Origin of the sequence: Octadecabacter antarcticus 307 (genome assembly GCF_000155675.2) — a bacterium.
Lineage (GTDB): Bacteria > Pseudomonadota > Alphaproteobacteria > Rhodobacterales > Rhodobacteraceae > Octadecabacter > Octadecabacter antarcticus.
Window position 1 is genome coordinate 4,181,813 of the sequence record NC_020911.1, and the last position, 23,446, is coordinate 4,205,258.

Genomic DNA, 23,446 nt, shown 5'->3' on the forward strand with positions numbered 1-23,446 from the left:
ACTCTCCAAAGCGCCACTCACGAACTGTCGAACAGGGCGTTTCGGACGGCTTACATCACCACCAACAAGCCGCAGTGACGTAGAATCGTCAAGGGGGTTGCCCAATTTCATGGCGCAAACCGCTTACGAAAGGGACGTATTCGATAATAAGAATCGATCTATTTCAGCTATTTGGAGGGCAAGCGAACACAAACGAACATTCGTTCTTGCAATGCAGCACATTTTGGCGCTGAATGAGGTATCGCTGCAAGCTGGGAGGCTGCAGCAAATAATGAATGCAGGGAGGCTTCATTGGACCAGCGCAAAAATTGCAGCACTGTCGACCTTTTCGTCATCGGTGGTGGCATCAATGGATGTGGAATTGCGCGCGACGCTGTGGGCCGTGGGCTGACGGTTGAACTGGCCGAGATGAACGATCTGGCCTCCGCGACGTCGTCGGCATCGACAAAGCTTTTCCACGGTGGCCTGCGATATCTGGAATACTGGGAAATCCGACTTGTCCGCGAAGCTCTGATCGAACGCGAGGTTCTGCTAAAGGCGATGCCGCATATTTCGTGGCCGATGCGATTTATTCTGCCTTACCACAAAGACATGCGGTTTGACGGCGACACGCCGACGTCCAAGCTGTTGAACATTGTGATGCCTTGGATGAAGGGGCGCCGACCCGCGTGGCTGATCCGGTTTGGTTTGTTCCTCTATGACAACCTTGGTGGGCGTAAGATCCTCAAGGGAACAACGTCGCTTAATCTGGCGGGGACACCCGAGGGTGCGCCCCTGCAAGAGAGATTTGAACTGGCCTACGAATATTCAGACTGCTGGATCGAAGACAGCAGGCTGGTCGTTCTGACCGCGAGAGACGCCGAAGGTCGCGGCGCGCGCATCAATGTGCGCACCAAGGTCATTTCAGCGGAGCAAACGGAAGGCATTTGGGAAATTTCGCTTGAGGACACTGATACGGGTGTGCGCCGCGACGTGTCAGCGCGGATGTTGGTCAACGCTGGTGGGCCATGGGTCGAGGACGTGATCAGAAATACGGTACGGATCAATGCAACAGAAGGTGTTCGGTTGGTGCGCGGAAGTCATATCGTAACGCGTAAACTTTACGATCACGACAAATGCTATTTCTTCCAAGGCACCGATGGGCGGATTATTTTTACCGTGCCTTACGAAACCGACTTTACGCTGATCGGGACGACAGACGCAGAGCATGAAGACGTAAACCAAAAGCCAGTCTGCACCCCAGAAGAACAAAGCTACCTTTTGGATTTTGCTTCGAAATACCTCAAGACCCCCGTCACAGCCGACGACATTGTCTGGACGTATTCTGGCGTTCGCCCGCTTTATGATGATGGTGCCAAGTCAGCCACGGCTGCAACGCGGGATTATGTTTTGAAAGTCGACACGTCTGCAGGCGCGCCAATCCTGAGCGTGTTTGGCGGTAAGATCACGACCCACCGCAAACTCGCCGAATCGGCGATGGAAAAGATCGGGGCGTTTTTCCCTGATGTTGAACAGTCCTGGACGGCCGGCGTACCGCTGCCGGGTGGCAATTTTTCGGTGGATGGCGTCGCGGCGTTGACGGCGCGGTTGTCGAAGCAATATCCGTTTCTGACGGTCGCGTGGACCAACCGCCTAATCAAAGCCTACGGGATGGACGCGTTCAACGTTCTTGCAGATGCAACCACCAAGGCTGCATTGGGCAAAGATTTTGGTGCCACGTTGACCGAAAGCGAAGTTGTTTGGCTGATCCAAAAAGAATTTGCACATACGGCTGAAGACATCGTTTGGCGTCGCTCAAAACTTGGACTGCGTATGAGTGTTGAAGACATAAACGCGCTGGACAAATGGATGGCACAGAACGCGTCGCACCACCGCAGCCACACACAACCCGATCTGCCAAAGAGGAGCGCGTAATGTCATTGGTTCTAGAAGGCGTGTCCAAGGTCGTGAACGGCCAGACACATATTTATACGACCGATCTTGAACTGCAAAGCGGTACGATGAACGTCTTGCTTGGACCAACGTCATCAGGGAAGACATCGCTTATGCGGCTGATGGCTGGTCTGGATGTACCGAACACTGGAAAAATTATCTGGGGTGGACAGGACGTCACGGGAATGCGCGTTCAAGAGCGCGGTATCGCCATGGTCTATCAGCAGTTCATTAATTACCCGTCGATGACGGTGTATGAAAACATCGCCAGCCCCATGCGTCTTCTCAAACAATCTGCCAGCCAGATTGATGCGGCCGTCAGACAGGCCGCTGACCTGATGAAACTTGGCCCCTTCCTTGATCGCAAACCACTGGAATTGTCAGGTGGTCAGCAACAACGTTGTGCCTTGGCACGCGCACTTGTCAAAGATGCCGGTCTTGTGTTGCTGGATGAGCCGCTGGCCAACCTTGATTATAAATTGCGCGAAGAATTGCGCGCTGAAATCCCAAAAATATTTGAAGAGGCTGGATCAATCTTTGTCTATGCCACGACGGAACCGGAAGAGGCGCTGCTTTTGGGCGGCAATACCGCGGCCATGTGGGAAGGCAGGATTACGCAGTTCGGCTTGACGCCCACGGTATATCGGCGACCTATCAACGCGACGACGGCACGGGTGTTCTCAGATCCGCCGATGAATTTTCTGAATATCCAGAAGACAGGCGCCCGCCTGCAGTTCGGGGATGGACAAGCAGCCGCAGCATCTGGCGCCTTTGCGGGCTTGGATGACGGAGACTACATCGCCGGTTTCCGCCCCAACCATCTTGAACTCGAAAAACAGAGTGCTGACACATTGGAGTTCAGCGGTAAACTGCGGGTCACTGAAATCACGGGTTCCGAAACTTTCGTCCACCTCGATCATCAAGGTGACAGTTGGGTTGGCCTGATCCATGGCGTGCGGGACCTTAAGATCGGTATGTCTTTGAAGGTCTATCTTGACCCAAGCCATGTTTATATTTTCGCTCAGGACGGCACGTCTGTCGCGCCTGCATCCTATGCAACTGCGGCCTGAGGGAACATAAAATGGCAAAAATTACCCTCGAAAATCTAGCGCATTCGTACCTGCCCAATCCGAGCAGCGAAGATGACTATGCGCTCAAAGAACTTAATCACGACTGGGCCGACGGCGAAGCCTACGCCTTGCTTGGGTCTTCCGGCTGCGGTAAATCTACGCTTCTCAACCTCATTTCTGGCCTGTTGCATCCCAGCCAAGGGCGTATTCTGTTCGACGATAAGGACGTGACGGCGGCACCAACGACACAGCGCAATATCGCGCAGGTTTTCCAGTTTCCTGTGGTCTACGACACCATGACTGTGCACGATAATCTGGCCTTTCCTTTGCGCAATCGCAGCGCCGATGCGGCCTATGTGCGTGACCGTGTTCAGCAGATCGCAGAAATGATTGGGATGGAGGATATGCTGAACCGTAAGGCCCGTGGCCTGACGGCAGATGCCAAGCAAAAGATTTCACTGGGACGCGGCATGGTCCGCGAGGATGTGAACGCGTTATTGTTTGATGAACCGCTGACGGTCATTGATCCGCATATGAAATGGGAATTGCGCACCCAGCTTAAATCACTGCACCACGAATTTGGGCACACAATGATCTACGTGACCCACGACCAGACTGAAGCGCTGACTTTCGCGGACAAAGTGGTCGTGATGTATGATGGCCGTGTTGTGCAGATTGGTACGCCGCAACAGCTTTTTGAGCAGCCCGAACATACATTCGTAGGCTATTTTATTGGCTCTCCGGGTATGAACGTTCTCGACGCGCAGGTGGATGGTGACACAGCCGTCCTTGCGGGCACGCAGATCCCCCTCGGCAAAGGTTTTGGCGCGTTGAGCGGCAAAGTTGAGCTGGGTGTGCGTCCCGAATTCACGTCTCTCAGTACGGGTGACGAAGGCCTGCCAGTGACAATAAAACGGGTCGAAGATGTTGGCCGCCACAAGATTGTGCGCGCCGATTTCAACGGTACTGAGATCAACGTGCTCGCGCCCGAAGGCGCCGATATTTCCCCAGACATGAACCGCGTTGTCTTCGATCCGACAGGAATCAACATTTACTCCAACAGCTGGCGCGTTGCGCCAAAGGTGGCTTGATATGAACAAGACCGTAAATCAAAAGGCATGGTTTCTTATTCTGCCCGTGTTGGTCCTCGTCGCGTTTTCCGCAGTGATCCCTTTAATGACAGTCGTAAACTACTCGGTTCAAGACACGTTCGGAAGAAACGAGTTCTTCTGGGCCGGCCTTGAGTGGTTCGAACAAATCCTGGCCTCAGAGAGGATGTGGGACGCCTTGGGGCGTCAAATTGCCTTCACTGCCATCATTTTGACGATTCAAATCCCGCTTGGTGTTTTTGTCGCGCTAAACATGCCAAAAAAGGGATTTTGGGCCTCGCTCTGCCTCGTGCTTATGTCGTTGCCACTCCTCATTCCTTGGAACGTTGTGGGAACGATTTGGCAGATTTTTGGCCGCGTCGATATTGGACTACTAGGTTACACACTTAATGCGATCGGAATTGATTATAACTACACGCAAGACTTCTATGCGGCCTGGATTACGGTCGTCATGATGGATGTGTGGCATTGGACATCACTTGTGGCGCTTTTAGCCTACGCGGGTCTCCAGTCGATCCCGGACGCCTATTATCAGGCCGCCAAGATTGACCAAGCAAGCCGTTGGAAGGTGTTCCGCTTTATTGAACTCCCCAAGATCATGGGCGTTCTTATGATTGCTATTCTGCTGCGGTTTATGGACAGCTTTATGATCTACACCGAACCCTTCGTGGTCACAGGTGGCGGACCTGGTAATTCGACGACGTTCTTGTCGATCGATCTGGTCAAAATGGCCCTAGGACAGTTCGACCTTGGTCCCGCTGCTGCCTTCTCGATCATGTATTACCTCGTGATCCTGCTGGTTTCATATGTGTTTTACACAGTGATGACGAACCTCGACAAAAGGGATGGCCACTAATGTCTGATCTTACACATACACACGCAAAACGTGGCCTTGGCTTGCCAAAGATCAACGGCAGCGCGATCGTCATGGGCCTGTATCTGCTGTTCTTGTTGCTGCCAATCTATTGGCTGCTGACCATGAGCCTAAAAACAAACACTGAGATTTTGGGTAGCTTTACCTTGTGGCCCCAAAATATGACGTTCGACAACTACATGACAATCCTGACAGACCCGTCTTGGTATACCGGCTACCTGAATTCCATGACCTACGTTGTCATGAACATGGTAATCTCGCTCGCTGTTGCGCTGCCTGCGGCCTATGCGTTTAGCCGCTACTCGTTCCTTGGCGACAAGCACCTGTTCTTTTGGTTGCTGACCAACCGGATGGCCCCACCTGCGGTCTTTGCATTGCCGTTTTTCCAGCTTTACAGCTCGATTGGTTTGTTTGACACGCATATTGCCGTCGCACTTGCCCACGCGCTGTTCAACGTGCCTCTGGCGGTTTGGATTCTTGAGGGGTTCATGCGCGGCGTGCCCAAGGAAATCGACGAAACAGCCTATATCGATGGCTACTCGTTCCCGCGGTTTTTCGTGAAAATATTTACACCGCTTGTCGCGTCAGGGATCGGGGTGACCGCGTTCTTCTTGTTCATGTTCAGTTGGGTCGAACTACTTCTCAGCCGGACCCTGACCAGTGTGGACGCCAAACCAATTGCTGCAACGATGACACGGACGGTCGGGGCTTCTGGCATCGACTGGGGTGTGTTGGCAGCAGCGGGGATTCTGACGATCTTGCCCGGTGCCTTGGTCATCTACTTTGTCCGCAATTACATCGCCAAGGGCTTCGCCCTAGGCCGCGTTTAACAAAAAAGGGAGAAATATCATGGACTGGATGGCTTGGACTTGGCCCACCGCCACTTTCTTCGCAATTATCGCAGTCACTTTGATCACCTTTACGGTGCTTGCGATCAAATATCCCGAAGTGCCACGCACTGGTATTCTTCGGATCGAAACGACGCGGGGTGACAGATTGTTTATCACGCTACTGGGCTCTGCCTTTCTTAATTTGGCTTGGCTCGGATTGTTCAGCGCTCCGCAATGGGGGGCGCTGATCGTGTGCTTATTTTATGCCATCGCGGTTTTCCGTTGGGTCTAGAAAGCGCATCCACCGAACGGTTTGGTGTCTGATATCCATGCTGTTCACATGTTCTGAATTGGGAGGAAAAAGTATGAACTTGCGACTAAAAGGAACGACTGCGGTTGGGCTTGCCGTGTGCATGCTGGCCGCACCTGCGTTCGCTGATATGGAGGCCGCACAGGCATTCCTTGATAGCGAAATCGGCGAATTGTCCACGCTATCACGCGCGGATCAGGAAGCTGAAATGCAGTGGTTTATCGACGCCGCGCAGCCATATGCAGGTATGGAAATCAACGTGGTATCCGAGACAATCGGGACCCATGAGTATGAATCCAACGTGTTGGCAGCTGCGTTCTTTGCCATAACTGGAATTCAGGTCACACATGACCTGATCGGAGAAGGCGACGTTGTCGAAAAGCTGCAAACACAAATGCAGACAGGCGAGAATATCTATGACGCCTATGTCAACGACAGTGACCTGATCGGTACGCATTGGCGCTATCAGCAAGCCCGTAACCTGACCGATTGGATAGCTGACGAAGGCGCTGCTGTCACAAATCCGAACCTGAATCTGGAAGACTTCATTGGCCTTTCCTTTACCACAGGTCCGGATGGCAAAGTCTATCAATTGCCAACTCAGCAGTTCGCGAACCTTTATTGGTTCCGCTATGATTGGTTCAACGACGACATCAACAAGGCCGACTTCTTGGCTGAGTACGGCTATGAGCTAGGCGTTCCAGTCAACTGGTCAGCATACGAAGATATCGCAGCATTCTTTACGGGCCGCGATCTGTCGCGCTTGGGCGTTGAAGGCGACGTCTTTGGCAACATGGACTATGGCAAGCGCGATCCGTCGCTCGGCTGGCGCTACACTGATGCATGGCTGTCCATGGCTGGTGCTGGCGACATAGGTGAGCCGAATGGCCTGCCCGTCGATGAATGGGGTATTCGTGTTAACGAGAATTCACAGCCCGTCGGGTCCTGTGTTGCTCGCGGTGGTGCGACCAACGGTCCAGCTGCTGTTTATGCTGTGACCAAAGCAATCGAATGGCTTCAACTCTACTCTCCACCTGCGGCGATGGGCATGACGTTCTCTGAAGCAGGGCCAATTCCTGCACAGGGTAATGTCGCACAGCAGATGTTCTGGTATACCGCGTTTACCGCAGCATCCGTTGAACCTGGCCTGCCAGTGATGAATGAAGATGGCACGCCAAAGTGGCGCATGGCACCTTCACCGCACGGCGCATACTGGGTTGAAGGCACAAAGATCGGCTACCAAGACGCCGGTTCTTGGACGCTGATGAAATCCACACCAGTTGATCGTGCACAAGCTGCTTGGCTTTACGCCCAGTTCGTCACATCGCTGACTGTGGACGTACGCAAAAGCCATGTTGGTCTGACATTCATTCGTGAATCAACGATCCAGCATGAAAGCTTCACCGAGCGTGCACCACGTCTTGGTGGTCTGATCGAGTTTTACCGCTCGCCAGCCCGCGTTCAGTGGTCCCCAACTGGCACGAACGTGCCTGACTATCCAAAGCTGGCGCAGTTGTGGTGGCAGAACATAGGCGACGCAATGTCCGGTGCGAAAACACCACAAGAGGCTCTTGATGGGCTTTGCGCAGATCAAGAAGCCGTCTTGGCCCGTCTTGAGCGTGCAGGCGTCCAAGGTGAATTCGGTCCACTCTTGAACGAAGAGAGTGATCCAGAATACTGGCTGTCCCAGCCCGGTTCACCTAAGCCACGGCTTGAAAATGAAGACGAGACTCCGGTCACGATTTCATATGACGAGCTGATCCAATCCTGGCAGCAATAAACTGATTTGGGGCCGCGACATCGTGGCCCCAAACTCACAGAAATATTTACGTCTTCGGATCACCCTAGCGGCTGATTTATGGAATGGTCGCCCTGTTTGGCGGCCATTTTTTGTAGCGTGCAAACACATGCAGACTGGTTAAACTATTTTTCAAAATTGGCCGTAATACACTTTTTTGCGCCATGTTGCCTTCTAAGGATTAGAGCCATTGTTTTCATTTATTTGCCCACAAAAAATTCTCTTTGGGCGCGGTCAATGTCAACAGGCTGCGACCTTGGCGGCCACGTTTGGGCAGGTGGTTTTACTGATCCACGGGTCCGACCCAAGCAGGGCCCAGTGGCTGATTGACGGGTGCCGTGCCGCGGGCCTGACAATGAATACGATATCCTGCGGCCGCGAACCTAGCTTGCCCAATATCGAAGTGGCGTTGACGCAACTTGACGGAATGCGACCTGATGTTGTGGTCGCGTTGGGGGGTGGGTCCGTCATTGATTTTGCCAAGGCTCTGGCGGCGCTGATCCCGTGCAGCGGAAAACCAGCCAGTTATCTGGAGGTGGTCGGCGATGGTCGCCGTTTAGAACACGAAACAATCCCGATGATTGCGCTGCCCACGACTGCGGGCACAGGGGCCGAAGTCACAAAGAACGCCGTTATATCAGTGCCCGAACACGGCCTAAAAGTCAGCCTTCGCGATCCACAGATGTTGCCCGAAATCGCAATCATCGACCCAAGTCTTATGCAGGGCGCGCCAAAACACGTCACCCTTGCGGCCGGGTTGGATGCAATCACGCAAGTGATCGAACCGTACTTATCGCTCAAGGCGAACCCTATGACGGATGCCTTGTGCCGAAGTGCGATTCCAATTGGCCTGAGTGTCTTGAAAGACTTGGTTGAGAATGATGCGCAGGCTGCTTGGGACAGCATGGCGTGGGTCAGCACCTGCGGCGGCTTGGCTCTGGCGAATGCCGGACTCGGTGCGGTCCACGGTTTTGCCGGTGTGATAGGCGGCAAAACGAATGCCCCCCACGGTGAAATCTGCGGCGCACTTCTTCCTGCCGTTCTAGAATCGCATCTGCGCAAGGCACAGCCTCAGAGTGACATATTTGATCGGCTGCATTGGATCTTGCACCAGATTGATGCCCACTTTGCCGATGGTATTAAGGGTAGCGGCATATCCGAACTGCACCGGTGGTCACAGAACATGGGCCTTCGCGGGCTGGCAGACATGAAGCTATCTGACACACATTATTCTGAGATCGCCGCTGCTGCTTCCAAAGCGTCTTCCATGAAGGGCAATCCATTCCCACTGGCCCGGCATGAACTCGTGGCGATATTGCGCTGCGCCGAATAGGAAACCCCTTCAAGTAAAAAAGATGGTCGCGTTGATTGGGAAGCCCCATGCTTCGAACATGATTGTTTGATCGGGCGACAGGTTCACGACGCGTCTCCGACAAGAGAGCCAATGCGCGCAAATGTCGTGACGATGAACCGCACTACGAAGAACGCTGCCCCGTAGCCAAAGGCAGCCCATGGTCCGCCCTGTCCCAAAACAATCCAACCGATACCAAGTAGTGCTGCGATCCGCAGCACTACGCTGAATGTCAGAATTCTGATCGGGTTTTGGGTGCGCAATGCGAGCCGAATCCCAAAAGCTAGCCCTACGAAAAAGACGGTGCCCACCACAGACCCAACCGCAAGACCCGACATCACTGCGGTCCAGTCAAAGCTTATCATTTGTTACCTCCTTCCTTGCTGACCCACGCCGCAGCAACAAAGGCGCCCAAAACGACACCGCCCAAGATCAGGGCGATGGGCCAGGAAAACCTTTGCGATGCAACACGTTCCAGCCAGAGACCCAGAAACGCACCCCCGACCGTGGGCACGGCAATAGACCAGCCGATCATACCGAATGTCCCAATGCCGCGCAGCGGACTTGGTCCCGGATGATCGCACATCGATTTCATTCGCTTGGCTTGGCGCGCGATGTCATCGGTGGATTTGTCGGGTTTCGGCGTCATTGGACCGGCCTCTGCAATTCGGCAAAACGCCGGACTATGTCCGCCTCAAGCCACGACAAGGCGGACCGGGCTTGGCGCTCATCCTCGTCCATCTGGATGAAGTTTGCTTGCACAGTATCCTGCAGGCTGCCCAGATCATCGCCATGGACCCCGCGCAGTACGGCAATGGCGACCTTTTGCCCCTTTCTTGACCAGCAGGCCTTCGTCGATGCCAAAGATTTCTTCGGTCCCGTCGGCAAGCCGAAGCGTTATGACGGACGGCACAAGTGCTGTGACAAAATCAATATGGTTTGGCCAGATGCCGAACGCACCGTTCTCAGCCACAGATGTCAGGCGTAGTGCCTGCCTCTCGAAAAGCATGCGGGTTGGCAGGCGCAGCGTCACGGTCATGTCGGATGCCATGTTCATGTTTTGACCGCCAGATCGTCCAGTCCGCCGATCATGTGATAGGCGCTTTCGGGCAAATCAAACTCAGTCTGCGCAAGGATCGTTTCGCAGCCAGTTAGTGTATCCTCGATCGGAACCCACTTCCCATCCATCCCGCTAAAGGACCCAGTCGTGAAGAAGGGCTGCGTCAGAAACTGTTCCAGCCGCCGGGCCTGCGCCACTGTGGCGCGATCAGCCGAAGACAGCTCCTCTAGGCCAAGCATCGCGATGATGTTGCGGAGTTCCTCATACTCGGCCAGTGTCCGACGCACGGCGCGGGCGATGTCACAGTGCCGCTGCCCAACCACCGAAGGTGTCAGCATCACTGAAGCTGATGCCAGCGGATCAACCGCAGGATAGAGCCCTTCGCTCGCCCGCTTGCGCGACAAGACCACCGATGCCGACAAATGTGAAAAATATGGGCCGCAGCCGGATCAGGAAAATCATCGGCGGGTACGTAAACGGCTTGGATCGAGGTAATTGCGCCCCGGCTGGTCGAGGTGATGCGTTCCTCGAGTACTGCCAGTTCTGTGGCCAACGTCCATTGGTACCCGACACGCGAAGGCAACGGCCCCATCAGACATGACACTTCGGATCCCGCCTGCACGAAGCGGAAAATGTTATTGATCAAGAGCAGCACGTCCTGCCCTTTGTCGTCGCGGAAATATTCGGCCACCGTAAGGGCCGCGTTGCCCACTAGAAACTGTACACCGGGGGCCTCGTTCATCTGTCCGAACAGCATCACCGTCTTTTCGCGTACACCGGCCTCACCCATCTCGCGGTAAAGTTCTTCGGCCTTGCGCGATCGTTCGCCGATCCCACAAAAAAGACCGACCCCACCGAGTAACCCCGACTTGCCACCGCGTTCGATTGGTAACAAAAGATCAATTGCCTTGATGCCGGTTTCCAGAATCTGGGAGTGCAAACGCGCTCGCTTAACTTGAGTGGGGGCCGGTGGATTGAGCGACGCTCTACAGCCGCAGGCGTAGGGCGACCATCGATCGGCGCGCCGAACACATCCAGCATCTGCCCCAAAACGGGATCCCCTAACGGTACTTGGATTGGCCCACCAGTGACCTTAACTGTCATGCCAAGCCCGCGCACTGGTGCCATGGCAATGGCACCAACTATACCGCCGCCAATCAACCCGGACACCTCAAGCGCAACATCTCCCGCATCAAGTAGATCGTGGATGCGAAACACTGGCCCGCTGAACGCCACATCAACCACGCCACTGCGTATGGCGGCGATGCGCCCATCTGTCATTTTTTCAGGTCTTGAACGGGCCTTGGTGTTCATCTGAGTCACCCCCTTTGCGACACGCTGATACCAGCCGTGCCATCAAGGATTGCGAGCGCATCGGCCAAGCGCCCAATGCCGACAACGCCACCACGATCCACAAATTCACAGGCGGCGTGCAACTTTGGCCCCATCGAACCTTTTGGCATATTCAGGTTTCGGCCCTCTTCTGGTGTCAAATGACTGATAGCCGCAGCCGTATCTGTGCCAAAATCCTCAAATACCGCATCGACATCCGTCAGAAGCAGCAAGGCATCCGCGCCGACATCAGCGGCCAGCAGTGCGCTAGTGGCGTCTTTGTCGATCACCGCCTCGATGCCAATCAAGCTGCCATCGGGGCGGCGCAGCACGGGAATACCCACCCACCTGCGCAAATGACAATCACACCTTGATCTAGAAGTAGCCGCACCACGCGTAGATCAGGAATTTCGAGGGGCTTGGGGGACGGCACGACACGCCGCCAATGCTGCCCATCTTGTGCGATGGTCCAGCCCGCCGCCTTAGCATGCGCCTAAGCCTCGTCCTTAGAATAAACTGGCCCAACAAATTTGGTCGGGTAGCCGAATGCGGGATCCTGTGCATCCACAATCACTTGGGTCAAAAGGGTTGCAACCGCGCGATCATGCCCCAGCGCATTCTCCAATTCCCGCTCGATCAGATAACCGATCATGCCTTCGGTTTCGGCCCCTAGAACATCCAGCGGATAGGCTTCGTCAGGTTTGTAGGCAGCGCCTTGCAGCGCGAGCAGACCTACTTGTGGACCATTGCCGTGGGTCACGATCAACTAATGTCCAGCACGCACGATGGCCGCCAGCGCTTCTGCAGCTCTTCTGACATTGGCGCGCTGCGACTGTGCCGTCAGGGGTTGCCCCCGCTGCAACAAAGAATTGCCACCGATGGCTGCGAACCATGCCAACATTTCAGGCCCCCAATGTGGCGACGAGTACCGCCTTGATTGTGTGCATTCGGTTTTCCGCTTGATCAAAAACGATGGAAGCTGGGTTTTCGAAAACCTCCTCAGTTACTTCCATAGCATACAGACCGAACTCTGCCTTGATTTTGGCACCAACTGTGGTCTCCGCGTTGTGAAACGCCGGCAGACAATGCATGAAACAAGCGCGTGGATTGCCAGTTTGTGCCATCACATCCGCGTTCACCTGATACGGTGTCAGCAGCTCAATGCGTTCGGCCCATTTCTCCTTGGGCTCGCCGATCGACCCCCAGACATCAGTGTAGACAAAATCGACACCCTTGACTGCGGCGTCCACTTCTTCCGTAATCAGCATCCGTGCCCCAGTGTCGGCGGTAATCACTTTCGCCTCATTGATGATCGCAGTCTTGGGCCAACAAGCCTTTGGTGCACAAAGACGCACATCCATGCCCATCTTGGCGCCACCGATTAGTAGGCTATCGCCGATGTTGTTGCCTGCATCACCCAAGAAAGCGAAGGCGACTTGGTGCAATGGCTTCTCAACATGTTCCTGCATTGTCAGAAAATCGGCCAGGATCTGTGTTGGGTGAAATTCATTGGTCAGCCCGTTGTAGACGGGCACGACAAAATATTCAGCAAGCTAATTGACAATTTTCTGACCAAAACCACGATATTCGAGAGCATCATAAATCTGGCCCAAAACGCGAGCGGTGTCTTTCACGGATTCCTTGTGGCCGATGTGCGACCCGGTTGGCCCCAAATAGGTGACGCGCGCCCTGATCGTAGGCCGCGACCTCAAAACCCACGCGGGTGCGGGTGCTGACCTTCTGAAAGATCGGCGCGATGTCTTTGCCCTACAACGTTGGCAATTCGGTGCCAGTATATTTTGCCACCTTCAGGTTGGCCGCGAGTTTGAGCAGGAAGGCGATTTCGCGCGGCGCAAAGTCACGCAAGGCCAGAAAATGCCGGTTTTTTTATGAGCCATTTGGGTCGCCTTTCACATTAAATTGGGTCACGCATAGTCGGACAACTCATGCAGTGGCCGCCACCGCTACCGCGGCCAAGCTCAGCGCCGGGAATGGCCAGCACCTCGATACCCGCCGCCTTCAGCGCAGCATTGGTGTCGTCATTGCGGTCATAGCCGATCACCACACCGGGCCGCAGAGCCAGAACGTTGTTCATCATTCCATTGCTCACGGGCGCGCTCTTCTTCGGAGCTTCCGCCGGTAGGCACGACCTTAAGGCTCTTGTAGCCAAGCACTTCAGCCACAATGTCGAAGATCGGGCGCGGGTCATGGCGGAATTGCAGGCGAGTTGACCCTTCGCCCTGGCGAATGTCGTAGCAAACCAGTTCATCAGCTACCTCCTTGAAGGTCGTAACCACATCGCCGCCGCAAAGCGTAAAGACCGTATCCAGATGCATCGCCGCCCGCGATTTGGGAATGGCAAAGGCCAGAACCGCTGGGCGGCGCCAGTTTCGAACAAAGCCTCGGCCAGTTGCCCCACCCCCTGCGGTGAAGACCGTTCGACCATGCCAACCAGCACAGTGCCATCGCCCACTGGCATGATGTCACCACTTTCCAGCGTCGCCAGCCCGTGATCGAGGGTTCGGTCGCCGTAGTGGATCGTCGTCTTGCCCGCGAACTTCGGATGAAACTTGTAGATCGCGGTATTAAGCAAGGTATCGGGACGGTAGCATCATTTAGAGGAATGCAATTCCAGATACTGTGTGATGACGTCGTCAGTCACATTTCCAGAGGTGGTTGAGAAATATCCGCGTGCCCAAAACCGCCTGCCCCAGTAGCGCTTGCGCAACTCAGGGAATTCCATCTGGATGCGGCGCGACGAGCGGCCCTTTATGCGTTGCATAACGTTGGACAGGGACAGTTTTGGTGGGATCGACAGGAACATGTGCACATGATCGCGTCCCAGCACACCTTTCACGATATGGACGCCCATTTCAGCGCATGTTTGCATGATAATCTCACGTATCCGCTCTCTCATCGCACCCTGCAAAACCTTGTATCTATATTTTGTGACCCACACGACATTTTGTGACCCACACGACGTGAAATCTGTGGTAAAAACGCATGTGCGCGGATGAGGAATAACGCATGATCTTCTCTCCTGAATTTTGAAACCCGCATTAGCAGTATGGTTTCAAAATTCAGGAGAGAAGATCAATCATAGATTCGCTGAAGCTGACCGGCTAGAAGCCGGTGGTTTCGATCCATTAGGTAGAAAATCAAATACTGCTATTTGGACCCATAGGCGCTGACGTCAGACAGCGCATGCAACAGCGACTTATTATTTTTCATATGGCGTTGAGCCAGCTTTCTAGCCCGTTTGTTGCCAATAATTGGCCGGCAAGAGGTGGGTATGAAGCTCGGTGAAGCCACCTCAGGGAATAAGGCAAAGATTTCCGCCCGACCAGCCACGCTCAGGCTGAGTTGCGCCTGGTAGCCTAGATAAAGGCTCTCGGCAGGAACCTTGTTGGCGTAGACGATTGCATGCTCATCAAGGAGGATGTGAAAGTAAGTTACGTGTTTTAAATCAGTGGCTATATCGACCCCCTCAATTGCCAGCAGATGCTTGGCTGCGACTATGACTTCTGTGCTTCCGAACATCCGTTCAGCCACGCGAGAGGCAATTAAAACTCGATGCTGGGGTGATACAACCAAGTCGCGATCACAATTTTCATGGCCAATAACATTCTGACTAATGCGGATCGGACAAAGATTTTCTTTTTCAGCCAATTCGCGGGCGTCAAGGTGGCGGTGACCAATCCAGCGAAGCGGTTGCAGCCCCCTATCAAGGGTTTGTATAAGGTCTCCCACTTGCAAGTCTTCTATTGGAATTTCGCCGCCTGCAGTTGTTATCAACGTCCCCTCTGCAAAACAGTTGACACCAGAACTATCGCTGCCCGCAGCAGAGGTATTACCGGCCGCATCAGTGATCACCGCCGAGACGGTCATGGTGCCGCCCTCTGCTGGGACGTCATAGGTAACGCTGACGTCGCCAGCCGTGATATCAGCCGCGCTCAGATCCACAGCTGTTGTGCCGGTGTCAGGGTTGGTGATCGTGAGCCTGTCGCCCGCAACTGCACCAGCCGGCAATGCAATCGTAACATCAACCTGACCGGACGATTCCCCGCCGCTGATCAGGCCATCATTATCTGTGTCTTCCGCGATGCTCACGGTTGGGGCATCTGATGCGGTCGTATCGAGGGTGGCACTATCGCTGCCCGCAGCAGAGGTATTACCGGCCGCATCAGTGATCACCGCCGAGACGGTCATGGTGCCGCCCTCTGCTGGGACGTCATAGGTAACGCTGACGTCGCCAGCCGTGATATCAGCCGCGCTCAGATCCACAGCTGTTGTGCCGGTGTCAGGGTTGGTGATCGTGAGCCTGTCGCCCGCAACTGCACCAGCCGGCAATGCAATCGTAACATCAACCTGACCGGACGATTCCCCGCCGCTGATCAGGCCATCATTATCTGTGTCTTCCGCGATGCTCACGGTTGGGGCATCTGGTGCGGTCGTATCGAGGGTGGCACTGTCGCTGCCCGCAGCAGAGGTATTACCGGCCGCATCAGTGATCACCGCCGAGACGGTCATGGTGCCGCCCTCTGCTGGGACGTCATAGGTAACGCTGACGTCGCCAGCCGTGATATCAGCCGCGCTCAGATCCACAGCTGTTGTGCCGGTGTCAGGGTTGGTGATCGTGAGCCTGTCGCCCGCAACTGCACCAGCCGGCAATGCAATCGTAACATCAACCTGACCGGACGATTCCCCGCCGCTGATCAGGCCATCATTATCTGTGTCTTCCGCGATGCTCACGGTTGGGGCATCTGGTGCGGTCGTATCGAGGGTGGCACTATCGCTGCCCGCAGCAGAGGTATTACCGGCCGCATCAGTGATCACCGCCGAGACGGTCATGGTGCCGCCCTCTGCTGGGACGTCATAGGTAACGCTAACGTCGCCAGCCGTGATATCAGCCGCGCTCAGATCCACAGCTGTTGTGCCGGTGTCAGGGTTGGTGATCGTGAGCCTGTCGCCCGCAACTGCACCAGCCGGCAATGCAATCGTAACATCAACCTGACCGGACGATTCCCCGCCGCTGATCAGGCCATCATTATCTGTGTCTTCCGCGATGCTCACGGTTGGGGCATCTGGTGCGGTCGTATCGAGGGTGGCACTATCGCTGCCCGCAGCAGAGGTATTACCGGCCGCATCAGTGATCACCGCCGAGACGGTCATGGTGCCGCCCTCTGCTGGGACGTCATAGGTAACGCTAACGTCGCCAGCCGTGATATCAGCCGCGCTCAGATCCACAGCTGTTGTGCCGGTGTCAGGGTTGGTGATCGTGAGCCTGTCGCCCGCAACTGCACCAGCCGGCAATGCAATCGTAACATCAACCTGACCGGACGATTCCCCGCCGCTGATCAGGCCATCATTATCTGTGTCTTCCGCGATGCTCACGGTTGGGGCATCTGGTGCGGTCGTATCGAGGGTGGCACTGTCGCTGCCCGCAGCAGAGGTATTACCGGCCGCATCAGTGATCACCGCCGAGACGGTCATGGTGCCGCCCTCTGCTGGGACGTCATAGGTAACGCTGACGTCGCCAGCCGTGATATCAGCCGCGCTCAGATCCACAGCTGTTGTGCCGGTGTCAGGGTTGGTGATCGTGAGCCTGTCGCCCGCAACTGCACCAGCCGGCAATGCAATCGTAACATCAACCTGACCGGACGATTCCCCGCCGCTGATCAGGCCATCATTATCTGTGTCTTCCGCGATGCTCACGGTTGGGGCATCTGGTGCGGTCGTATCGAGGGTGGCACTATCGCTGCCCGCAGCAGAGGTATTACCGGCCGCATCAGTGATCACCGCCGAGACGGTCATGGTGCCGCCCTCTGCTGGGACGTCATAGGTAACGCTAACGTCGCCAGCCGTGATATCAGCCGCGCTCAGATCCACAGCTGTTGTGCCGGTGTCAGGGTTGGTGATCGTGAGCCTGTCGCCCGCAACTGCACCAGCCGGCAATGCAATCGTAACATCAACCTGACCGGACGATTCCCCGCCGCTGATCAGGCCATCATTATCTGTGTCTTCCGCGATGCTCACGGTTGGGGCATCTGGTGCGGTCGTATCGAGGGTGGCACTGTCGCTGCCCGCAGCAGAGGTATTACCGGCCGCATCAGTGATCACCGCCGAGACGGTCATGGTGCCGCCCTCTGCTGGGACGTCATAGGTAACGCTGACGTCGCCAGCCGTGATATCAGCCGCGCTCAGATCCACAGCTGTTGTGCCGGTGTCAGGGTTGGTGATCGTGAGCCTGTCGCCCGCAACTGCACCAGCCGGCAATGCAATCGTAACATCAACCTGACCGGACGATTCCCCGCCGCTGATCAGGCCATCATTATCTGTGTCTTCCGCGATGCTCACGGTTGGGGCATCTGGTGCGGTCGTATCGAGGGTGGCACTATCGCTGCCCGCAGCAGAGGTATTACCGGCCGCATCAGTGATCACCGCCGAGACGGTCATGGTGCCGCCCTCTGCTGGGACGTCATAGGTAACGCTGACGTCGCCAGCCGTGATATCAGCCGCGCTCAGATCCACAGCTGTTGTGCCGGTGTCAGGGTTGGTGATCGTGAGCCTGTCGCCCGCAACTGCACCAGCCGGCAATGCAATCGTAACATCAACCTGACCGGACGATTCCCCGCCGCTGATCAGGCCATCATTATCTGTGTCTTCCGCGATGCTCACGGTTGGGGCATCTGGTGCGGTCGTATCGAGGGTGGCACTATCGCTGCCCGCAGCAGAGGTATTACCGGCCGCATCAGTGATCACCGCCGAGACGGTCATGGTGCCGCCCTCTGCTGGGACGTCATAGGTAACGCTAACGTCGCCAGCCGTGATATCAGCCGCGCTCAGATCCACAGCTGTTGTGCCGGTGTCAGGGTTGGTGATCGTGAGCCTGTCGCCCGCAACTGCACCAGCCGGCAATGCAATCGTAACATCAACCTGACCGGACGATTCCCCGCCGCTGATCAGGCCATCATTATCTGTGTCTTCCGCGATGCTCACGGTTGGGGCATCTGGTGCGGTCGTATCGAGGGTGGCACTTTCATCAGCGGGTGAAACGTTGATCCTCAGGGACGAGATAACACCATCACTGTCAGTGTAGTTTATTACAGGGGCCGGGCCGTTGTAATTCGAAGCCGGAGTAAAGATGTAACTACCATCTGCTTCAATCTCCAGAACGCCTTCTGTGCGTGACACCGCACTACCAGCGTCACCAGTGATATTTCCCATCGCAAACGTAGTCACGGTGGTGTCCGCTGTAAGAGGAAGATTGCCCACCAACTGCGTGTTCTCAGAAGTTGTCACGATATTATTTGTGAATTCGATACTCTCGATACCGGTAAATTCTACTGACCCGGTTTCAATACCATCGGCAAGCTGCACAACAATGCCGCTCTCCGTATCCACGTCACCATCAACAGTAGCATAATCAATCCGATAATCGCCAAAGTCATTTAAAACCAAGACGTCAAAGTCATTCAAATCTGTGCCGTCGTCTTCGCCACCATCGACCACATCACCGACGCCACCATAAATAACGTCAGATCCACCGCCAGACGTCAGAGTGTCGGCCCCGGCTCCACCATCCAAAACGTCAGAACCAGCACCGGTTAAGATGTTGTCATTATTACTGCTCCCGGTGACGTGAAATTCCTCGACACCAGAAAAGGTCGTACCTGCAATTATGCCACCATAGCTCGGCTCGGCACCTGTAAGGGTGTTAGTGACAGCCGCCGTTAACTCGGAATAGTCCAAGATGAGCCGGTCATGACCGGCGGCGGCGGTCACAGTGCCTGCGCCGCCGGTGTCTTTTATAATATCGTTGCCACCACCCGTGGTGACAGTGTCGGCGGCATCACCAGTTGAGACAAGATTGTTGCCAGCGCCAGTAATAATGGTATTGACACCACCGCCAGCAAATATGCTGTTATTGCCAGCACCAACGGTGATTGAATCAGCAGTAGCACCAGTTTTAATGACATTATCACCATTGCCAGCAGAGATGGAATTTGCACCTTCACCCGCGTCGATGTAGTTATTGCCACTGCTCAAAGTAATTTGGTCAGCTGCAGTTCCACCCAGCACTTTGAAATGTTCGAAACTGGAGTATGTAATCGAGTTTCCAGCGACTTCAAACGAGGTAGCAGTTCCAGTAATTGCGACCGTGGCCCAACTATAATCGACCACCAACCAGTCTGTACCCGGTCCATCCCCGCCATCAACTACATCGATACCACCTGTCAAAGTGATGGTATTGTCACCATCATTGCCGGAGATATTGTTGCTCTCATTCAAGCTGGTTGTATCTTTGGGAGTGTCAGTGACGTTAATAGGCGCTTCACCTAAGAGAACAAAATCTTTGACCCCAGCTTCCAAAAATAGATTTATACCCGTCGCGGTTGCTGGCCCTGTAATCGTAATACCGCTTACAGAGACATTCACATCTTCAGGGCCGTAGTAGTTCTCTGCCAGAACAATTACATCGCCATATTGAGCAAGCTCTAACGCATCTTCAATTGTATCAAAGTCATCAGGTACGCGACGATCAACCATGTTGATTTCCCATTTCTGAACTGCCCATCAAGACGGCGTGTTCTGCACGGACACCGTTTATAAATTGGGTATCAGCATGGTCGATGCGTTCTGAGGGCAACAGCCGATCCATGAAACTTTGACCCATTGTTCCGAGATGGCTGTGCCAAACTTGGCTGCTCCAATCGCTTGCCACAGCCAAGGTTTCCTTGTCTGATCTGGACCCTGGCAATACCGGTTTATTAGACGTTGGTTCCGCCTCAGTTAGTGGCGCGTGATCGAAGTCTAAGATTAGCTCTTGTCCCAGTGGCATCAAAGAATGCGCGGCGGACTTGCTCGAAAACCTTGCACGAACTTGGGTGAAAAGAGTATGAACAAGTGGGCTTTCATTTAAAATAAATAGGTAAGTTGCACTACTTGCTGCCCAATTACGAGGCCGCGCCATTTTTTCATCTGGAAGAGACTGGCGCAGACGTTCTTTAGACGCACTGTTGGCAACAGCTAAACGCACGTAGATGTTGGCAATCAAACGGCCTGAAATATCAAGCCCCATCAGATTTTTGAGTGGCACGTCGCTTTTAATAACGACTCCACTGTTCATCGGATCGCTCAAAGAACGCGTGCTGCCCAGACCGACCACAAAGGTATCGCTCACCTCTTCGGGAGTGGAGGGCAGCAACGCGAGAGTCGCCAGCCCCAAAAGAGCTAACTGTACAAATATATCGATTTCCAAATGACCTGCCTCTTTGATCACGTATTAAAATAGGGTCTTAACGCCCTGATGTTATTTAAAATAACACATTCCTTGGATTCATGTTGGTATCTTTGATTCATGTCGGTATATTTAGATCTCTTTGTTGCACAAATATTCTTGTAGTTGATATTTATGCTGTGAATACAGCATGGTAGCTTGTGTGCATAAGCAAACCTGCCCCCCTGATTTACCGCACGAGGAACTGGCCTGAGTATCACAAGGCCCTGAAACAGCGCGAGTCACTGACCATTTGGCTCAACCCAGAGGTCACGTGGATAGTTGTGCCGACCACCGCCCGGCCGTCGTTTGCTTTCAAACGATGAGTATCCGCCTCGGTCAGCCGCTTTTTCTACCCATTTCCGATGATCGCGCAGTAGGGCGTTTGCGAGGACAATCAGCTTACGCATCACAACTGTGATGGGCTTTGTTGCACAAATCGCCCTTATGGCGTGCTTCCCCTGACCCCTGACGGATTCAGCCTACAGTAACGGTGTTTGGGATGCCAAGGGCGGTGAAGCCGTTGAGTATCGCGGCACGGATTTGGACTTCCGCAACTTGCCGGTCAAAGTCTCGTGCGGCCAGGCGCTGCCCGAGTAGTTTCAAACAATGCATCTTTGTCTCAACACGACTCCTGCGGTGGTATCCGCTCAAGCGACGCCATTGAGCGCGGCCGAGATCCTTTGAGGACTGTACCGCTTCGTTTCGGGCTCTGGCCCCCAGCGTATCCGGCTTCCATAGCTTGGCATTCTTGCGTGGCGGGATGACAGCACGGGCATTGCGGGCCGCAATCGCATCATGGCATTTGCGGGTGTCATATGCCCCATCTGCTGTGACACTGCCAATCTTCTGATCTGGTGTGATCTGACCGAGAAGGTTGGGCAACATGGGTGGGTCTCCAATGCTGCTACTCGTCACTTCGACCGCGCGTATCTCCAACGTTTCTTCATCAATCCCTATATGTATCTTGCGCCACACCCGACGTTTCGGCCCGCCATGCTTGCGAGCGTTCCACTCACCTTCGCCCTCAACTTTGATGCCGGTACTGTCGATAAGGAGGTTTAGCGGGCCCTTTGAGCCCTGATACGGGATGGTAACCGATAGCCTTTTCTGACGCCGACATAACGTGCTGAAGTCTGGGACCTCCCAGTCAAGGTCGATCAATTTCAACAGGCTTTCCACAAAGCCCGTCGCCTGCCTCAAAGGCATTCCGAACAGCACTTTCAACGTGAGACAGGCTTGGATCGCCGCATCGCTATAGCGTGGCTGGCGGCCCCGTTTGCCCCCCTCTCATGGTTTGCAAACAAACCACTGCCGGGCAACGGTAGGCGCAGCTTTCCAAGTGACCTCTGGGTTAAACCAAATGGTCAGTGACCCGCGTCGCTTCAGGGCCTTGTTATACTCAGGCCAGTTCCTCGTGCGGTAAATCGGGGCGATAGGTTTACTCATGACGCCAGCTACCATGCTGGATTTACAACATGAATCCCTGATACGAGACTATTTGTGCAACAAAGCCGTCCAGAGCCTCTCGGCATCGCCTTTACCTGTGCGCCAGGCCGTTCCGTTGAACACGCCGTTGAGATATTGCAGGGATTTGGCGGCATCTTGCAAGTCCCCTCTCATGATTTGCAAGCAAACCACTGCCGGGCAATGGACGGCTATGCCGGATACAACCGCGTGCTCGATCTAAGGGACAAAGCGCCCATCCAACTGGCGTATTGCTGGGCGCACGCCCACTCTCATCGAAACTACGTTTCGACTGCCGGGCAGTAGGACGCAAACTCTATGAGCTGACCCGTCACAATGTGGCCCCTATCGCCGAGGAGGGCCTCAAACAGATTGCTGCCCTCTACCGGATCAAAGGGCAAGTCCAAGGGCAATCGCAACAAACCGCCCTCTCGGTGAATGCAAGCTTCACCTGCCGGCAATGATCGTCGGGCGTGTCACCGCTTCACAAATGGCCTCTACACCGATCGCATCAGACTTGCCGCGCTTAACGTATGGTTTGACATATATAGGTGGGATCAGGCGAACATCATGGCCCAACGCTGTTAGCTCCCGTGCCCAATGATGCGCACTGCTACAGGCTTCCATGCCAATGAGGCAGGGCTCAAGCTTACTGAAAAACGGCAATAGCTGTGCGCGTCTTAAAGGCCTGTTGAAGACGACAGCTTCGTCTCGAGTAATCCCGTGAACTTGGAAAATGTTCTTAGCCAACCTCTCAGCGATTGCTGCGCATTCGCCTGCCGGTCGATGGATCAAGGCCGATTGTGGTAACTTGCATGGGGTGGCTCCTGTCATAAGTAGGTTTCGGCACCTACATTATAGCGCATTGCGACGCTGGTTGGAGCAGGAGCCATCCACCCCATCAGCTTTGATGAATTTAACGAGCCATGAGCCTGTCGGCCATCTTTGATTTAGCCGATCCAAAGGTCGCCACCTGGTTTTTTGCACCGCTAAACGGGGTCGCCTGTTTGCGTGTCAAAGTTCCCCTGTTTTT

19 protein-coding genes and 6 pseudogenes are annotated in these 23,446 nt (G+C 54.7%); 10 read left to right on the forward strand and 15 right to left on the reverse strand.

Annotated features, from left to right (window positions below; all coding sequences use genetic code 11):
- Positions 1 to 291: 291 nt before the first annotated feature.
- The 8 genes from glpD to OAN307_RS21410 all read left to right on the forward strand — a co-directional run bounded on the left by glpD (position 292) and on the right by OAN307_RS21410 (position 9,256).
- On the forward strand, positions 292 to 1,914 hold the full coding sequence (gene glpD / locus OAN307_RS21375) for a glycerol-3-phosphate dehydrogenase (RefSeq protein ID WP_044044213.1): 1,623 nt from the start codon (positions 292 to 294) through the stop codon (positions 1,912 to 1,914).
- The gene (locus OAN307_RS21380; RefSeq protein ID WP_015501579.1) at positions 1,914 to 3,002 is read left to right on the forward strand and encodes an ABC transporter ATP-binding protein; all 1,089 of its coding nucleotides are present in this window, start codon (positions 1,914 to 1,916) and stop codon (positions 3,000 to 3,002) included. Before glpD ends, OAN307_RS21380 begins: the two co-directional genes overlap by 1 nt.
- An 11-nt stretch (positions 3,003 to 3,013) precedes the next feature.
- On the forward strand, positions 3,014 to 4,093 hold the full coding sequence (locus OAN307_RS21385; RefSeq protein ID WP_015501580.1) for an ABC transporter ATP-binding protein: 1,080 nt from the start codon (positions 3,014 to 3,016) through the stop codon (positions 4,091 to 4,093).
- A gap of 1 nt (position 4,094) precedes the next feature.
- The gene (locus OAN307_RS21390) at positions 4,095 to 4,967 is read left to right on the forward strand and encodes a carbohydrate ABC transporter permease (protein WP_015501581.1); all 873 of its coding nucleotides are present in this window, start codon (positions 4,095 to 4,097) and stop codon (positions 4,965 to 4,967) included.
- Positions 4,967 to 5,815 (forward strand): carbohydrate ABC transporter permease, encoded by an 849-nt coding sequence (locus tag OAN307_RS21395; RefSeq protein WP_015501582.1) that lies wholly within the window; start codon positions 4,967 to 4,969, stop codon positions 5,813 to 5,815. Before OAN307_RS21390 ends, OAN307_RS21395 begins: the two co-directional genes overlap by 1 nt.
- A 19-nt stretch (positions 5,816 to 5,834) precedes the next feature.
- Positions 5,835 to 6,107 (forward strand): DUF2160 domain-containing protein, encoded by a 273-nt coding sequence (locus OAN307_RS21400; RefSeq protein ID WP_015501583.1) that lies wholly within the window; start codon positions 5,835 to 5,837, stop codon positions 6,105 to 6,107.
- A 73-nt stretch (positions 6,108 to 6,180) separates the two neighbouring features.
- Entirely contained in the window at positions 6,181 to 7,905 is a 1,725-nt protein-coding gene (locus OAN307_RS21405; RefSeq protein WP_015501584.1) for an ABC transporter substrate-binding protein, read from the forward strand.
- A 208-nt stretch (positions 7,906 to 8,113) separates the two neighbouring features.
- Complete coding sequence (locus tag OAN307_RS21410; RefSeq protein ID WP_015501585.1) at positions 8,114 to 9,256, forward strand: iron-containing alcohol dehydrogenase; 1,143 nt, start codon at positions 8,114 to 8,116, stop codon at positions 9,254 to 9,256.
- Between the two features lie 83 nt (positions 9,257 to 9,339).
- On the opposite strand, the gene OAN307_RS21415 is transcribed toward OAN307_RS21410, so the two are convergent.
- The 8 genes and pseudogenes from OAN307_RS21415 to OAN307_RS31730 all read right to left on the reverse strand — a co-directional run bounded on the left by OAN307_RS21415 (position 9,340) and on the right by OAN307_RS31730 (position 13,385).
- Positions 9,340 to 9,639 (reverse strand): N-ATPase subunit AtpR, encoded by a 300-nt coding sequence (locus OAN307_RS21415; protein ID WP_051068075.1) that lies wholly within the window; start codon positions 9,637 to 9,639, stop codon positions 9,340 to 9,342.
- Positions 9,636 to 9,923 carry an AtpZ/AtpI family protein gene (locus tag OAN307_RS21420; RefSeq protein WP_015501586.1) on the reverse strand — a complete coding sequence of 96 codons (288 nt, stop codon included), beginning with the start codon at positions 9,921 to 9,923 and terminating at the stop codon, positions 9,636 to 9,638. The genes OAN307_RS21415 and OAN307_RS21420 overlap by 4 nt, the downstream gene beginning before the upstream one ends.
- Positions 9,924 to 10,058: 135 nt before the next feature.
- Complete coding sequence (locus tag OAN307_RS30410; RefSeq protein ID WP_245540913.1) at positions 10,059 to 10,313, reverse strand: FoF1 ATP synthase subunit delta/epsilon; 255 nt, start codon at positions 10,311 to 10,313, stop codon at positions 10,059 to 10,061.
- Positions 10,314 to 10,327: 14 nt separating this feature from the next.
- A pseudogene (locus OAN307_RS31490) lies at positions 10,328 to 11,579 on the reverse strand (F0F1 ATP synthase subunit beta).
- Positions 11,580 to 11,653: 74 nt separating this feature from the next.
- Positions 11,654 to 12,022 (reverse strand): amino acid kinase family protein, encoded by a 369-nt coding sequence (locus OAN307_RS31720; protein ID WP_245540914.1) that lies wholly within the window; start codon positions 12,020 to 12,022, stop codon positions 11,654 to 11,656.
- A 137-nt stretch (positions 12,023 to 12,159) separates the two neighbouring features.
- On the reverse strand, positions 12,160 to 12,432 hold the full coding sequence (locus OAN307_RS31725; protein WP_245540915.1) for an amino acid kinase family protein: 273 nt from the start codon (positions 12,430 to 12,432) through the stop codon (positions 12,160 to 12,162).
- A gap of 136 nt (positions 12,433 to 12,568) precedes the next feature.
- Positions 12,569 to 13,201 carry a hypothetical protein gene (locus tag OAN307_RS21440; protein WP_456299430.1) on the reverse strand — a complete coding sequence of 211 codons (633 nt, stop codon included), beginning with the start codon at positions 13,199 to 13,201 and terminating at the stop codon, positions 12,569 to 12,571.
- Between the two features lie 61 nt (positions 13,202 to 13,262).
- Positions 13,263 to 13,385, reverse strand: a complete 123-nt coding sequence (locus OAN307_RS31730; protein WP_456299431.1) for a hypothetical protein — start codon at positions 13,383 to 13,385, stop codon at positions 13,263 to 13,265.
- Here OAN307_RS31730 and OAN307_RS31735 point away from each other — a divergent pair.
- Entirely contained in the window at positions 13,344 to 13,559 is a 216-nt protein-coding gene (locus OAN307_RS31735; RefSeq protein WP_456299435.1) for a hypothetical protein, read from the forward strand. The two genes, OAN307_RS31730 and OAN307_RS31735, sit on opposite strands and share 42 nt — an antisense overlap.
- Before the next feature lie 22 nt (positions 13,560 to 13,581).
- On the opposite strand, the gene OAN307_RS30815 is transcribed toward OAN307_RS31735, so the two are convergent.
- The 6 genes and pseudogenes from OAN307_RS30815 to OAN307_RS21465 form a co-directional block, all read right to left on the reverse strand.
- Positions 13,582 to 13,776 (reverse strand): arginine deiminase family protein, encoded by a 195-nt coding sequence (locus tag OAN307_RS30815; RefSeq protein WP_275450623.1) that lies wholly within the window; start codon positions 13,774 to 13,776, stop codon positions 13,582 to 13,584.
- Positions 13,715 to 14,259: pseudogene (locus OAN307_RS31500) on the reverse strand (arginine deiminase family protein). The gene OAN307_RS30815 and the pseudogene OAN307_RS31500 overlap by 62 nt, the downstream one beginning before the upstream one ends.
- 18 nt (positions 14,260 to 14,277) lie before the next feature.
- Positions 14,278 to 14,671: pseudogene (gene tnpA / locus OAN307_RS21450) on the reverse strand (IS200/IS605 family transposase).
- Positions 14,672 to 14,834: 163 nt separating this feature from the next.
- Positions 14,835 to 20,216, reverse strand: coding sequence for a Hint domain-containing protein (locus OAN307_RS21455; protein ID WP_015501589.1), 5,382 nt, complete (start codon positions 20,214 to 20,216; stop codon positions 14,835 to 14,837).
- Positions 20,209 to 20,928 carry a hypothetical protein gene (locus OAN307_RS21460; protein WP_015501590.1) on the reverse strand — a complete coding sequence of 240 codons (720 nt, stop codon included), beginning with the start codon at positions 20,926 to 20,928 and terminating at the stop codon, positions 20,209 to 20,211. Before OAN307_RS21460 ends, OAN307_RS21455 begins: the two co-directional genes overlap by 8 nt.
- A gap of 495 nt (positions 20,929 to 21,423) precedes the next feature.
- Positions 21,424 to 22,395, reverse strand: a pseudogene (locus OAN307_RS21465) (IS5 family transposase).
- A gap of 75 nt (positions 22,396 to 22,470) precedes the next feature.
- On the opposite strand from OAN307_RS21465, the pseudogene OAN307_RS28530 reads away from it, so the two are divergent.
- Positions 22,471 to 22,844, forward strand: a pseudogene (locus OAN307_RS28530) (IS66 family transposase); the annotation flags it as partial.
- Between the two features lie 31 nt (positions 22,845 to 22,875).
- Here the strand turns inward: OAN307_RS28530 and OAN307_RS21470 are convergent.
- A pseudogene (locus tag OAN307_RS21470) lies at positions 22,876 to 23,247 on the reverse strand (hypothetical protein); the annotation flags it as partial.
- Positions 23,248 to 23,446 lie beyond the last annotated feature (199 nt).